Annotated in this window: 12 protein-coding genes and 2 tRNA genes; 3 read left to right on the plus strand and 11 right to left on the minus strand. The window is 52.9% G+C overall.

Features of this window, described 5'->3' with window-relative positions; translation table 11 throughout:
- Positions 1-32: 32 nt before the first annotated feature.
- The 8 genes from pnp to PGR79_RS07835 form a co-directional block, all read right to left on the minus strand.
- Entirely contained in the window at positions 33-2168 is a 2136-nt protein-coding gene (pnp, locus tag PGR79_RS07800) for a polyribonucleotide nucleotidyltransferase (RefSeq protein WP_045377942.1), read from the minus strand.
- A 241-nt stretch (positions 2169-2409) separates the two neighbouring features.
- The gene (gene rpsO, locus PGR79_RS07805; protein WP_015369527.1) at positions 2410-2679 is read right to left on the minus strand and encodes a 30S ribosomal protein S15; all 270 of its coding nucleotides are present in this window, start codon (positions 2677-2679) and stop codon (positions 2410-2412) included.
- Between the two features lie 148 nt (positions 2680-2827).
- Entirely contained in the window at positions 2828-3772 is a 945-nt protein-coding gene (gene truB / locus PGR79_RS07810) for a tRNA pseudouridine(55) synthase TruB (protein WP_045394942.1), read from the minus strand.
- Entirely contained in the window at positions 3772-4173 is a 402-nt protein-coding gene (rbfA, locus tag PGR79_RS07815) for a 30S ribosome-binding factor RbfA (protein ID WP_002918248.1), read from the minus strand. The genes truB and rbfA overlap by 1 nt, the downstream gene beginning before the upstream one ends.
- A 105-nt stretch (positions 4174-4278) precedes the next feature.
- The gene (gene infB, locus PGR79_RS07820) at positions 4279-6969 is read right to left on the minus strand and encodes a translation initiation factor IF-2 (protein ID WP_015369525.1); all 2691 of its coding nucleotides are present in this window, start codon (positions 6967-6969) and stop codon (positions 4279-4281) included.
- Positions 6970-6993: 24 nt separating this feature from the next.
- A complete protein-coding gene (nusA, locus tag PGR79_RS07825; protein WP_015369524.1) occupies positions 6994-8481 on the minus strand; it encodes a transcription termination factor NusA in 1488 nt (495 codons plus the stop codon).
- A gap of 27 nt (positions 8482-8508) precedes the next feature.
- Positions 8509-8961 (minus strand): ribosome maturation factor RimP, encoded by a 453-nt coding sequence (gene rimP, locus PGR79_RS07830; protein WP_015703598.1) that lies wholly within the window; start codon positions 8959-8961, stop codon positions 8509-8511.
- A 206-nt stretch (positions 8962-9167) separates the two neighbouring features.
- Positions 9168-9244 (minus strand) — tRNA-Met (locus PGR79_RS07835).
- Between the two features lie 306 nt (positions 9245-9550).
- Between PGR79_RS07835 and argG the strand changes: the two genes are divergently transcribed.
- From argG to PGR79_RS07850, 3 genes are all read left to right on the plus strand, one after another.
- Positions 9551-10894 (plus strand): argininosuccinate synthase, encoded by a 1344-nt coding sequence (gene argG / locus PGR79_RS07840; protein WP_015369521.1) that lies wholly within the window; start codon positions 9551-9553, stop codon positions 10892-10894.
- A gap of 170 nt (positions 10895-11064) precedes the next feature.
- Positions 11065-11694: a winged helix-turn-helix transcriptional regulator gene (locus PGR79_RS07845; protein WP_087859924.1), complete on the plus strand. Its 630-nt coding sequence runs from the start codon at positions 11065-11067 to the stop codon at positions 11692-11694.
- A gap of 173 nt (positions 11695-11867) precedes the next feature.
- Positions 11868-12419: a YfaZ family outer membrane protein gene (locus tag PGR79_RS07850; RefSeq protein ID WP_430921412.1), complete on the plus strand. Its 552-nt coding sequence runs from the start codon at positions 11868-11870 to the stop codon at positions 12417-12419.
- A gap of 39 nt (positions 12420-12458) precedes the next feature.
- Here the strand turns inward: PGR79_RS07850 and PGR79_RS07855 are convergent, their stop codons facing one another.
- The 3 genes from PGR79_RS07855 to secG form a co-directional block, all read right to left on the minus strand.
- A complete protein-coding gene (locus PGR79_RS07855; RefSeq protein ID WP_113373136.1) occupies positions 12459-12854 on the minus strand; it encodes a hypothetical protein in 396 nt (131 codons plus the stop codon).
- Positions 12855-13003: 149 nt separating this feature from the next.
- Positions 13004-13090, minus strand: a tRNA-Leu gene (locus PGR79_RS07860).
- Positions 13091-13099: 9 nt separating this feature from the next.
- Entirely contained in the window at positions 13100-13429 is a 330-nt protein-coding gene (gene secG / locus PGR79_RS07865; protein WP_015369517.1) for a preprotein translocase subunit SecG, read from the minus strand.
- Between the last annotated feature and the right edge of the window lie 206 nt (positions 13430-13635).

Consider the following 13635-nt stretch of genomic DNA (forward strand, 5'->3'; position numbering starts at 1 on the left):
CCCTCCGCCGAAGCGGAGGGCAATCGGCAACCTTACTCGCCCTGCTCTGCAGCCGGAGCTTCCGGCGCGTTAGCTGGCTGAGTCTGCTCAGTTGCTTCTTTAATGCTCAGACGTACGCGGCCCTGACGGTCAACTTCCAGAACCTTAACCGGTACTTCCTGACCCATCTGCAGGTAATCAGTCACTTTCTCAACACGCTTGTCAGCGATCTGAGAGATGTGGACCAGACCTTCTTTACCGCCGCCGATGGCAACGAATGCGCCAAAGTCAACGATACGGGTCACTTTACCATTGTAGATACGGCCAACTTCGATCTCAGCGGTGATCTCTTCGATACGACGGATAGCGTGCTGCGCTTTGTCGCCGTCGGTCGCTGCGATCTTCACGGTACCGTCATCTTCGATTTCGATGGTGGTGCCGGTTTCTTCGGTCAGGGCACGGATAACAGAACCGCCTTTACCGATAACGTCTTTGATCTTGTCTGGGTTGATCTTGATGGTGTGGATACGCGGTGCGAATTCGGAGATGTCGCCGCGCGGCGCGTTAATCGCCTGTTCCATCACGCCCAGGATGTGCAGACGCGCACCTTTAGCCTGGTTCAGAGCAACCTGCATGATTTCTTTGGTGATACCTTCAATTTTGATATCCATCTGCAGCGCAGAGATACCGTCGCGAGAACCCGCAACTTTGAAGTCCATATCGCCAAGGTGGTCTTCGTCACCCAGAATGTCGGACAGTACGACGAAGTTATCGCCTTCTTTCACCAGACCCATTGCGATACCCGCAACGGCGGCTTTTACCGGCACGCCAGCGTCCATCAGCGCCAGAGATGCGCCACAGACGGAAGCCATGGAAGAAGAACCGTTGGATTCGGTGATCTCAGATACCACGCGAACGGTGTACGGGAATTCGTCGATTGTCGGCATCACGGCCAGAACGCCGCGCTTAGCCAGACGACCGTGACCGATTTCACGACGCTTCGGAGAACCAACCATACCAGTTTCGCCTACGGAGTACGGAGGGAAGTTATAGTGGAACAGGAAGGAGTCCGTGCGCTCGCCCATCAGTTCGTCGATGTTCTGCGCGTCGCGTGCGGTACCCAGAGTCGCGGTAACCAGCGCCTGAGTTTCGCCACGGGTAAACAGTGCGGAACCGTGGGTACGCGGCAGTACGCCGGTACGAACGTCCAGACCACGGATCATGTCTTTTTCGCGGCCATCGATACGCGGCTCGCCTGCCAGTACGCGGCTACGAACGACGTTTTTCTCGATAGCGTGCAGGATTTCACCCAGTTCGTTGGCGTCCAGGGTTTCGTCTTCGGCAACCAGCGTCGCGATGGTTTCAGATTTGATCACGTCAACCTGAGCGTAACGCTCTTGTTTGTCGGTGATACGGTAAGCATCGCTCAGGCGGGATTCAGCCAGTGCAGCAACGCGCGCGTTCAGGGCGGCGTCAACCACTTCCGGCTGCCAGTCCCAACGCGGTTTACCGGCTTCTTTCACCAGGTCGTTGATGTTCTGAATAACAACCTGCTGCTGCTCGTGGCCAAAGACCACCGCGCCCAGCATCTGGTCTTCGCTCAGCAGTTCAGCTTCGGATTCAACCATCAGTACGGCCGCTTCGGTACCGGCAACCACCAGATCCAGTTTGCTGGACTTCAGCTCTTCCTGGGTTGGGTTCAGTACGTACTGGTCGTTGATGTAACCCACGCGAGCGGCGCCGATTGGGCCATTGAACGGAATACCGGACAGCGACAGCGCTGCGGAAGCGCCGATCATCGCGACGATATCCGGGTTAACCTGCGGGTTAACGGAAACGACGGTGGCAATAACCTGAACTTCGTTAACGAAGCCTTCCGGGAACAGCGGACGAACCGGGCGGTCAATCAGACGCGCGATCAGGGTTTCGCCTTCGCTTGGACGGCCTTCACGACGGAAGAAGCCACCCGGGATTTTACCGGCAGCGTAGGTACGCTCCTGGTAGTTAACAGTCAGCGGGAAGAAGTCCTGGCCCGGTTTCGCTTTTTTCTGACCCACAACGGTAACGAATACCGCGGTGTCATCCATGCTAACCATCACAGCGGCCGTTGCCTGGCGCGCCATCATGCCGGTCTCCAGGGTTACGGTGTGTTGGCCGTACTGGAATTTACGAACGATCGGATTAAGCAAAATTCTATCCTTTTATCTAAAAATGACGCCATATCCACGATATCGCGTCTGATGACCCGATCCTCTGCATCCTCGCGACTAATGACAACCTTTACCCGCCCCTGCGGATGAAGCCTCTCATTAGCCGCGCGAACCTCTGCATGAAGATCATTAATAGCAACAATACATGAGTTTTTAATGAATTGCTGCCGCCTGGTCGAAAAAAGGGGCCGTGAGGCCCCTTTTTCTGAAACTCGCAGAATTAGCGACGCAGACCCAGACGCTCGATCAGCGAAGAGTAACGTGCAACATCTTTACGTTTCAGGTAGTCGAGCAGTTTACGACGCTGAGAAACCATGCGCAGCAGACCACGACGGCTGTGGTGATCTTTTTTGTGCTCTGCAAAGTGACCCTGCAGGTGGTTGATCTGTGCAGTCAGCAGTGCAACCTGAACTTCAGTAGAACCGCTGTCGTTTGCGCCACGACCGAACTCAGAAACGATTTGTGCTTTAGCTTCAACGCTTAGAGACATTTTCAAACTCCAAAATTATAAGTAAAGAAAGGGTGCCGATCTCTAATTCAGCAACCCCTGATGCAACGCCCGAAAATGTTAAAACACTTTAGCGGACGTTAAGCGGCGATATTCTACTCGTAGCAGGCTTTTATCGCAACAAAAGCGCTCACTGCGGGTATTCCACCACCAAACGACGAGGCGCGACGCGGCCTTCATCGTCGATTTCGCCCATGCCGAGGAACTTGCCGGACTCGCTTTCCATCACCCGCACCAGCCCGTTAAGCGGCGCGCCTGACTGACGAACCGGATTACCGTTCTTAAAGTAGACCGCGGAAGTTTCTGGAATATGAACCAGCGGATAATCCGACGCCGGGCTGTCCATCGGCATCAACAGCGGGTCAAGCAGTTGAGCGGCTGGAATATCCTGCGCCGCCGCCTGTTCGACCAGCGCCTGCAGTTGCTCAAGAGTCACCATCCGCTCGACCGGATATTTGCTCACCGCCAGGCGACGCAGGAAAATCACGTGCGCGCCGCAGCCAAGCTTCTCGCCCAAATCATCGATAATCGTACGGATGTAGGTGCCTTTCGAACAGTGGATCTCAAGCTCCAGTTCATCTCCTTCATGGCGAATAAACAGCAGCTCATAGACCGTAATCGGCCGGGCTTCACGCGGAACCTCAATGCCCTGACGAGCGTATTCATACAGCTTTTTACCCTGATATTTCAGCGCCGAGTACATCGACGGCACCTGCTGCGTTTCGCCGCGGAAGCTATCCAGCGCCGCCGCCAGCTGTTCTTCGCTAAAGGTGAGCGGGCGTTCTTCTACCACCTGGCCATCGGCGTCGGAGGTATCCGTACGCTGACCAAGTTTGGCGATCACGCGATAACGCTTATCAGAGTCCAGCAGATACTGGGAAAACTTAGTCGCTTCGCCTAGACACACCGGCAGCATACCGGTCGCCAGTGGATCCAGCGCGCCGGTATGCCCAGCGCGGTTGGCGTTATAAATGCGTTTTACTTTCTGCAGCACATCGTTGCTGGAGGCGCCCTGAGGCTTATCCAGCAGCAATACGCCGTGCACGTCGCGGCCGCGACGACGAGGACGACTCATTAGTCCTCCTTGCTGTCGTCCGGGTTCACACGACGCTCATCGTCGTGTTTCACCACGCTGGTAACCAGATTGGACATGCGCATCCCTTCTACCAGCGAGTTGTCGTAGAAGAAAGTCAGTTCCGGCACGATGCGCAGGCGCATCGCTTTGCCCAGCAGAGAGCGGATAAAACCAGACGCTTCCTGCAGCGCTTTGATGCCCGCTTTCACCGCGGCTTCATCTTTGTCGTTGAGGAAGGTGACATACACTTTGGCATAGGCCAGGTCACGGGACATTTCTACGCCGGAAACGGTAGTCATCATGCCCAGACGCGGGTCTTTGATTTCACGCTGCAGGATGATGGCAATTTCTTTTTGCATCTCCTGGGCCACGCGCTGCGGGCGACCAAATTCTTTCGCCATAATAAATTCTCCAGAATAAAGACAAAAAAGGGGCCAAAAGCCCCTTTTTAAAATTATTGCCGGGTGGCGCTTCGCTTACCCGGCTTACGCTTAGCTATCTGACGATTAATCGATGCTACGCTGGATTTCGATGATTTCGAACACTTCGATCATATCGCCAACGCGAACGTCGTTGTAGTTCTTCACGCCGATACCACATTCCATGCCGTTACGGACTTCGTTAACGTCATCTTTGAAGCGGCGCAGGGATTCCAGCTCGCCTTCATAGATAACCACGTTGTCGCGCAGGACGCGGATTGGGTTGTGACGCTTAATCGTACCTTCGGTAACCATACAGCCCGCGATGGCGCCGAATTTCGGCGATTTGAAGACATCACGCACTTCAGCCAGACCAATGATCTGCTGTTTCAGTTCCGGAGACAGCATGCCGCTCATCGCCGCTTTCACTTCGTCGATCAGGTTATAGATGACGGAGTAGTAACGCAGATCCAGGCTTTCTGACTCGATAACTTTACGTGCGGAAGCATCGGCACGAACGTTGAAGCCAACCAGAATCGCGTTGGAAGCTGCAGCCAGGGTCGCGTCGGTTTCGGTGATACCACCTACGCCGGAACCGATGATCTTCACTTTCACTTCGTCGGTAGACAGTTTCAGTAAGGAATCGGAAATCGCTTCGACAGAACCCTGCACGTCCGCCTTCAGTACGATGTTCACTTCGTGAACTTCGCCTTCGGTCATGTTAGCGAACATGTTTTCCAGTTTAGATTTCTGCTGGCGAGCCAGTTTAACTTCACGGAATTTGCCCTGACGATACAGCGCAACTTCACGCGCTTTTTTCTCGTCACGAACGACGGTAACTTCATCACCCGCCGCCGGAACGCCGGACAGACCGAGGATTTCCACCGGAATGGACGGACCCGCTTCCAGCACTTCGCGACCCAGCTCGTCACGCATCGCACGTACGCGGCCATATTCAAAGCCACACAGTACGATATCACCCTTGTGCAGAGTACCTTCGCGAACCAGAACGGTAGCCACCGGGCCACGACCTTTGTCCAGGAAGGATTCGATGACCGCGCCGCTCGCCATACCGTTACGTACCGCTTTCAGCTCGAGAACTTCAGCCTGCAGCAGGATAGCGTTCAGCAGGTCGTCGATACCGGTACCGACTTTCGCTGATACTGGGATGAACTGCGCTTCGCCGCCCCACTCTTCCGGCATAACGCCGTACTGGGAGAGTTCGTTCTTCACGCGATCCATATCCGCTTCCGGCTTATCGATCTTGTTCACTGCAACTACTACCGGCACCTGCGCCGCTTTGGCGTGCTGGATAGCTTCCACAGTCTGCGGCATCACGCCGTCGTCTGCCGCCACGACCAGAACCACGATATCCGTCGCCTGCGCGCCACGAGCACGCATGGAGGTAAACGCGGCGTGGCCCGGGGTGTCCAGGAAGGTGATCATGCCGTTGTCGGTTTCTACGTGGTACGCACCGATGTGCTGGGTAATACCACCCGCTTCGCCGGAGGCAACCTTAGTAGAACGAATGTAGTCCAGCAGAGAGGTTTTACCGTGGTCAACGTGACCCATGATGGTCACTACCGGTGCGCGCGGTTCAGCCGCAGCGCCGGTGTCACGGTCGCTCATTACTGCTTCTTCCAGCTCGTTTTCACGACGCAGGATAACTTTGTGGCCCATCTCTTCGGCAACCAGCTGAGCGGTTTCCTGGTCGATGACCTGGTTGATGGTCGCCATCGCGCCCAGTTTCATCATCGCTTTGATGACCTGAGAACCTTTGACCGCCATTTTGTTGGCCAGCTCGCCAACGGTAATGGTTTCGCCGATCACAACATCACGGTTAACGGCCTGAGCCGGCTTCTGGAAGCCCTGCTGCAGAGAAGAACCTTTGCGATGTTTGCCGCCTTTACCGCCGCGAACGGCCGCACGGGCTTCTTCACGGTCAGCTTTCGATTCAGCGTGTTTGTTGCCTTTCTTCGCCGGGCGAGCAGCTTTGCTGTTACGGCCACGGCCGCGACCGCCTTCAACTTCACGATCGTTATCATCTTCAGCCTGACGCGCATGCTGAGACGTGGTTACGTGATAGTCGGTCGTTTCTTCTGGGGTTTCCGGAGTTTCACTCCAGTTTTTTTCATTTTCTTCAGCCATACGGCGTGCTTCTTCCGCTACACGGCGCGCTTCTTCTTCAAGTTTGCGGCGTGCTTCTTCTTCCGATTTGCGCTTCAGCTCCGCTGCTTCGTTCTCACGGCGGGTCTTTTCAGCCTGGGCGGTCTTGGTCATTTCGTCGGTATGTTGATTGCTCACTTTGTCTTTTTCCGCGGCTTCACGTTTCGCTTTTTCAGCGACTTCACGTTTAGCTTGTTCTGCGGCCTCACGTTCAGCTTTTAATTGCGCCTCGCGTTTAGCTGCTTCTTCAGCTTCACGACGGGCCTGCTCTTCCGCTTCACGCTGCGCCTGCTCTTCCGCGGCCAGGCGTTCAGCCTCTTGCGGATCGCGTTTCACAAAGGTGCGTTTCTTGCGGACTTCGATTTGTACCGATTTACTCTTTCCACCGGTACCTGGAATATTCAACGTGCTGCGCGTTTTACGCTGCAACGTCAGCTTGTCAGGCGCCGAGCCGTGTTCACGGTTCAGGTGCGTTAACAAGGTTTGCTTCTCTTGCGCGGTCACAGAATCATCAGCCGATTTGCGAATACCTGCATCAGCAAATTGCTGTATCAGGCGATCCACAGAGGTCTGAATTTCTGAGGCCAGCGCTTTAATAGTCACATCTGTCATGCTGTTCCTTCCTGCTACAGTTTATTACGCTTCGTCGCCGAACCAACAAATGTTGCGAGCAGCCATGATGAGTTCACCAGCTTTCTCGTCGGTCATACCTTCGATATCAGCCAGGTCATCAACGCCCTGTTCGGCGAGATCTTCCAGCGTACAAACACCACGGGCAGCCAGCTTAAACGCCAGAGCACGGTCCAAACCTTCCAGATTCAGTAAATCGTCGGCAGGTTTGTTGTCTCCCAGGCTTTCTTCCTGAGCCAGCGCCAGTGTAGTCAGTGCGTTTTTCGCACGCTCACGAAGTGCTTCAACGGTCGCTTCATCAAGGCCGTCGATTTCCAGCAGTTCTTTCATCGGCACATAGGCCAGTTCTTCCAGCGAGGAGAAGCCCTCTTCAACCAGTACGGTTGCGAAATCTTCATCAATATCGAGATATTTGGTGAAGGTATCGATAGCGGCATGGGCTTCAGCCTGGTGCTTAGCCTGCAGGTCATCAACGGTCATGACGTTGAGTTCCCAGCCGCTGAGCTGCGATGCCAGGCGGACGTTCTGACCGTTACGGCCGATCGCCTGCGCCAGGTTGCCTGCTTCTACCGCGATGTCCATGGTGTGTTTATCTTCATCCACCACGATGGACGCAACGTCAGCCGGCGCCATAGCGTTAATCACGAACTGCGCCGGGTTATCATCCCACAGGACGATATCGATGCGCTCGCCGCCAAGCTCGGTAGAAACCGCCTGAACGCGCGCGCCGCGCATACCTACGCAAGCGCCAACCGGGTCGATACGCTTGTCATTGGTTTTCACGGCGATTTTCGCACGAGAACCCGGATCGCGGGCTGCGGCTTTGATTTCCAGCACTTCTTCGCCAATTTCCGGCACTTCAATGCGGAACAGTTCGACCAGCATCTCCGGTTTGGAGCGAGTCACGAACAGCTGCGCGCCGCGCGCTTCCGGACGAACGGCGTACAGCACACCGCGAATACGGTCGCCCGGACGGAAGTTTTCACGCGGCAGCATATCTTCACGCAGGATCACGGCTTCAGCGTTGCTGCCCAGATCCAGAGTGATGTTGTCGCGGTTTACTTTTTTCACCACGCCGGTGATGATCTCACCTTCGTGCTCGCGGAACTGATCGACAACCATCGCGCGCTCAGCTTCACGTACTTTCTGTACGATAACCTGTTTAGCGGTCTGCGTGGTGATACGGTCGAAGGTGACAGATTCAATCTGATCTTCAACGTAGTCGCCGACGTTCATGCTTTCATCTTCGTAACGCGCCGCTTCCAGCGTGATCTCGCGAGTCGGTTGAGTCACCTCTTCAACCACCAGCCAGCGACGGAAGGTGTCGAAATCACCGCTTTTACGGTCGATTTCTACGCGAACGTCGATCTCTTGTTCGTATTTTTTCTTGGTCGCCGTTGCCAGAGCGCTTTCCAACGCTTCGAAAATCTTCTCGCGCGGCAGCGCTTTTTCGTTGGAAACGGCTTCAACAACAGCCAAAATTTCTTTGTTCATCGGGGCCTTTCACCTCAATCCAGACTGTTAAAAGTGGGGAACCAGGTTCGCCTTCTGGATGTTACTCAGCGCGAACACTTCATCTTTGCCTTCGACGGTTACCGTGATCATCTCACCGTCTACCGCTTTGATAATGCCCTGCCATTTACGACGGTTCTGTACCGCCATACGTAGCACCAGCGAAACTTCTTCACCGGTGAAACGTTGATAGTGTTCAGCAGTAAACATCGGACGGTCGAGACCAGGCGAAGAGACTTCCAGGTTGTAAGCGACGGTGATTGGATCTTCGACATCCATGACAGCACTGACCTGGTGGCTCACATCAGCACAATCATCAACATTGATGCCATCTTCACTATCAATATAGATGCGCAGTGTGGATGTGCGACCGCGAATAAATTCGATGCCGACCAGCTCAAAGCCAAGCGCTTCAACTGGCGCAGTGAGCATCTCTGTTAATTTTTGCTCTAATGTGGACAAACCCACCCCCAAGACATAAAAAAAGGGCGTATAGCCCAGTTATTCTGAAGTCAGATAACAAAAAACCCCGATAAATCGGGGCTTTAGATAACTGAACCCTGAGACCGCAATTGCGATCTGGAACACCTTCCAGAAGAATTCTTTCAAATCCGGCTACGAAGGACCTAGTCCTCACAGTATATTTGAAAAAGTACTTAATGGGAAAGTGGTTGCGGGGGCCGGATTTGAACCGACGACCTTCGGGTTATGAGCCCGACGAGCTACCAGGCTGCTCCACCCCGCGCCTGAAACGTGGCATATTTTACTCTTTCTGAGTAAAAGACGCAAATACTGCTGGGATTTGGTACCGAGGACGGGACATAAAATCGTGGTGAATTGTATCGATAAATCATATATTTTGTCAACATCCATTTTACACCACTCGCTTGCCGTTTATGCTGGCATTTCAGGCTTTTTTAGCAAAATCACCATCAGGCTCTTCCTGTCGCCAGCAAAAGATGATTAAATGAAAACTCACAATTAGTGCATAAAAATGCAAATTTGTTGTTGAGTCGAACTCACCACAGTCTATCTAGCAGGGTTTTATTTTATGACGACGATTCTTAAGCATCTCCCGGTTGGTCAACGTATTGGTATTGCTTTCTCTGGTGGACTGGATACCAGCGCCGCCCTGCTGTGGATGCGTAAAAAAGGCGCGGTTCCTTATGCATATACCGCGAACCTGGGCCAGCCTGACGAAGACGACTACGAGGCCATTCCGCGTCGTGCAAAAGAGTATGGCGCTGAAGGCGCTCGTCTGATTGATTGCCGCAAACAACTGGTGGCGGAAGGCATCGCGGCGATTCAGTGCGGCGCATTCCATAACACCACCGGCGGCTTAACCTATTTCAACACCACGCCGCTGGGCCGCGCCGTAACCGGCACCATGCTGGTTGCCGCGATGAAAGAAGACGGCGTCAACATCTGGGGCGACGGTAGCACTTATAAAGGCAACGATATCGAGCGTTTTTATCGCTACGGCCTGCTGACCAATGCGGAACTGCAGATTTACAAACCGTGGCTGGATAGCGACTTCATTGATGAACTGGGCGGCCGTCATGAAATGTCCGAGTTTATGATAGCCTGCGGCTTCGACTACAAAATGTCTGTCGAAAAAGCCTACTCCACCGACTCCAACATGCTGGGCGCGACGCACGAAGCGAAAGATCTCGAATTCCTTAATTCCAGCGTGAAAATCGTCAACCCGATTATGGGCGTGAAGTTCTGGGATGAAAGCGTAAAAATCGCCGCTGAAGAAGTGACCGTGCGTTTTGAACAGGGCCACCCGGTTGCGTTGAATGGCAAAACGTTCAGCGATGACGTCGAACTGATGCTGGAAGCTAACCGCATCGGTGGTCGCCACGGTCTGGGCATGAGCGATCAGATTGAAAACCGCATCATTGAAGCGAAAAGCCGCGGCATCTATGAAGCTCCGGGGATGGCACTGCTGCATATCGCCTACGAGCGCCTGCTGACCGGTATCCATAACGAAGATACCATTGAGCAATATCATGCTCATGGCCGCCAGTTGGGTCGCCTGCTCTATCAGGGTCGCTGGTTCGATTCCCAGGCGCTGATGCTGCGCGATTCGCTGCAGCGTTGGGTTGCCAGCCAGATCACCGGCGAAGTGACGCTGGAACTGCGTCGCGGCAACGACTACTCAATCCTGAATACCGTTTCAGACAATCTGACCTATAAAGCAGAGCGTCTGACCATGGAAAAAGGCGATTCTATGTTTACCGCTGAAGATCGTATCGGCCAGTTGACCATGCGCAACCTGGACATTACCGATACCCGTGAGAAGCTCTTCGGCTATGCCCAATCCGGGCTGCTCAGCGCATCTTCCGCCACCGGTCTGCCACAAGTTGAAAACCTGGAAAATCGCGATAAATAAACCGCGAAGCCAAACTCTCCAGCCGGCGCTAACCCGCCGGCTTTTTTATTTCCGCAATAAATCCTAAATGACAACCCTACTTTATCGTTATAGTTTATGGCATCACTATTTTTAATAATCACCATCTATAATTTATCGAATACCTGTACTCTTATACCGAGAGGATCGCAATGAATATTAAACCTCCCGTTCGGCCGCAAGAGGCGATCAATCGTCTGATGGCGCTGCTGGAACCGTATGCCACGCCAATAAATATGGTCGCAAGGAAAAGGCTTAGCTGGGAATATAAAGGCAAAATCCAGCTCTATCTGTTTAAGAAAGGTGAGTTATCTATTTTTCGCTCATCGGACAGATTACTCATGGTCACCGTCTATGAACCGCACCTGTTTGGCGTAGCCGAGATGCTGCAGCCCAGCCGTAGCCACGGCCTTCGCGCGGAAGTCGACACGGAGATCCTGCGGATTGACAGCGACAAAGCCATGCAACTCATCAGTGAGCATAACATGTGGGAAGAGGTCACCCGGCTGCTGGCTTACCACACCTCTTATTTGGTGTATCGCGACGATTTAGTATTACAACAGCGGACTTATTCGGTCATTCGTAATCATTTAATGGAAATGTTACTCCTTCCGGAAGAAACCCGATTGCGGGTATCCATGCTGGAATATATTCAGGACCGCACACACCTGTCGCGCAGCAGCATTCTGAATGTGTTATCAGCGTTGAAAAAGGGTGGCTATATCGAGTTTGCCCGCGGTGGTTATTTACAGAGTATCACCTCCCTGCCTGAGAAGTTTTAATCCCCTATCGACCCTGCCACTTATCGCCCCACCATTGTTTAAAATTAAACATATAAACGGTAACGGTGGGCGATAAATGCTTTTATTCTGCACATAACTATTAAACCAGAAACCCGTTAATTTTTGCCCGAACGCTCGTATCGGGCATTTTTTTACCCGAAGGAATACGAATAATGAGCATGTTCAGACTGAAATCCATCCTGCTTATCGCCGCCCTGAGCGCCAGCAGCGCCGCCTTCGCTTCCGTTAGTCTTCACGGTGAAGCCGGTTCAGAATTCACCAACTTATCAGCCAGCTTTAATCCGCAGTCTCCCGGAATGACCTTTAACGGTAACTGGGCGCATAGCGATAACGATGGCGATACGGTGGGATTAGGTATGGGTTATAACTTCGATCTGGGTCCGTTCCTGCTGACGGCCGGCGGTAAAGCGGTATACCTGAATCCGAACGATGGCGATGAAGGCTATGCGATTGCCCTCGGCGGCGGCGCTCAGCTACCGCTTGGCGATTTCTTTACCTTGTTCGGTGAGACTTATTATTCCCCGGATTCCATGTCCAGCGGCGTTGATGAATATCTCGAAGCCAATGCCGGCTTACGCGTGAATATCATCAAATCCATGAGCATCGAAGCGGGCTATCGCTACATTGATATGGCGGGGAAACATGACCACCGCGATAACGTCCTGGCGGATGGCGCCTATGCAGGTTTCAATTTCCGTTTCTAAGTTCGACAAAAGGGATTGCCTACCGGCAATCCCTCCTTATTATGCGACTGATGGGATGGTTTTCAGCAGCTTATTAATTTCCTGCAAGCCTGCCATATTGTTCTCTTTACGGTAGACATCGTTCATCGACGCCATTTGCTCAAGTTTGGTTAACGCACCGTAGACTTGAAACGCCTCGCTATCCTTATCAAAGACATCCCGTTTATCCACATCCTGTAAATAGTTGCTTTTAAGCGACTGGCTTAACTTGCTGATGAGTAGACTGTTATCCTTAAAACAGTTAACGACCGTTGATGATTCCGGCGCGGGCGCGGAATTATTAATAACCGGCACCTGTAGGGTATTCAACGTGTCTACTGTTTCTGGCGACGAATGGCTGCTGCATCCGGCCAGGCCCAACATACCGGCAATGATAACTACTTTTAAAGTACGCATGGCGTCACTGAACCTCGTCAAAATTGATGAGGGCGACTTTAGCGATTTCACGGGGTTCAAAACCAGCGGAGTGTTGTTTATAAATAAACAGCCAACAAGAAGGACAAAAACAAAAAAAGACGCTTTTCAGCGTCTTTTTTCTGGAATATTGGTACCGAGGATGGGACTCGAACCCACAAGCCCGTTAGGGCACTACCACCTCAAGGTAGCGTGTCTACCAATTCCACCACCTCGGTACAGAATACTTAGTGCGGGATATCGCTGGCCGGCTGAGCCGGTGCAGTTGGCTGAGTCTGCTCAGATTTCGGCGCACTCAGGTTATCCCACTCGCTTCCTTTATTGGTCTTGTTGCTGTTGATATTACCCAGCGCCAGACTGATGATGAAGAACAGCGCGGCCAGAATGCCGGTCATACGGGTCATGAAGTTACCAGAACCGCTAGAACCAAACAACGTGCCAGAAGCGCCTGCTCCGAAGGAGGCTCCCATGTCAGCGCCTTTACCTTGCTGCAGCATGATCAGGCCAACAAGGGCAATCGCTACAATAAGGAAAATTACTAAAAGAGCTTCGTACATAATCAACCTGTTCCTTGCGGATTCGCCGCATACCAAGTGCTTCACCAATAAAGCGGGACGTTTTAATATTTCCCACTGAAGCGGGTGTGAATACTAACCAAAGCGAATAACCTTCGCAAGGGCAATTTTGGCGTATTGTATCAACTGCGGAAAAAAACAGCAAAAAGCGTTTTTATATGCTTAAAAAGGCAGCAAGAGCCGCCTTT

Origin of the sequence: Klebsiella sp. 141161, from assembly GCF_050600815.1 — a bacterium.
GTDB classification, from domain to species: Bacteria; Pseudomonadota; Gammaproteobacteria; order Enterobacterales; family Enterobacteriaceae; genus Klebsiella; species Klebsiella aerogenes.

Excerpts from the sequence above, each read along its gene's own strand:
- rpsO (WP_015369527.1), bottom strand. The coding sequence starts at position 2,679 with ATGTCTCTAAGCGTTGAAGCTAAAGCACAAATCGTTTCTGAGTTCGGT.
- truB (WP_045394942.1), bottom strand. The coding sequence starts at position 3,772 with ATGAGTCGTCCTCGTCGTCGCGGCCGCGACGTGCACGGCGTATTGCTG.
- rbfA (WP_002918248.1), bottom strand. The coding sequence starts at position 4,173 with ATGGCGAAAGAATTTGGTCGCCCGCAGCGCGTGGCCCAGGAGATGCAA.
- infB (WP_015369525.1), bottom strand. The coding sequence starts at position 6,969 with ATGACAGATGTGACTATTAAAGCGCTGGCCTCAGAAATTCAGACCTCT.
- nusA (WP_015369524.1), bottom strand. The coding sequence starts at position 8,481 with ATGAACAAAGAAATTTTGGCTGTTGTTGAAGCCGTTTCCAACGAAAAA.
- argG (WP_015369521.1), top strand. The coding sequence starts at position 9,551 with ATGACGACGATTCTTAAGCATCTCCCGGTTGGTCAACGTATTGGTATT.
- PGR79_RS07845 (WP_087859924.1), top strand. The coding sequence starts at position 11,065 with ATGAATATTAAACCTCCCGTTCGGCCGCAAGAGGCGATCAATCGTCTG.
- PGR79_RS07850 (WP_430921412.1), top strand. The coding sequence starts at position 11,868 with ATGAGCATGTTCAGACTGAAATCCATCCTGCTTATCGCCGCCCTGAGC.
- PGR79_RS07855 (WP_113373136.1), bottom strand. The coding sequence starts at position 12,854 with ATGCGTACTTTAAAAGTAGTTATCATTGCCGGTATGTTGGGCCTGGCC.
- secG (WP_015369517.1), bottom strand. The coding sequence starts at position 13,429 with ATGTACGAAGCTCTTTTAGTAATTTTCCTTATTGTAGCGATTGCCCTT.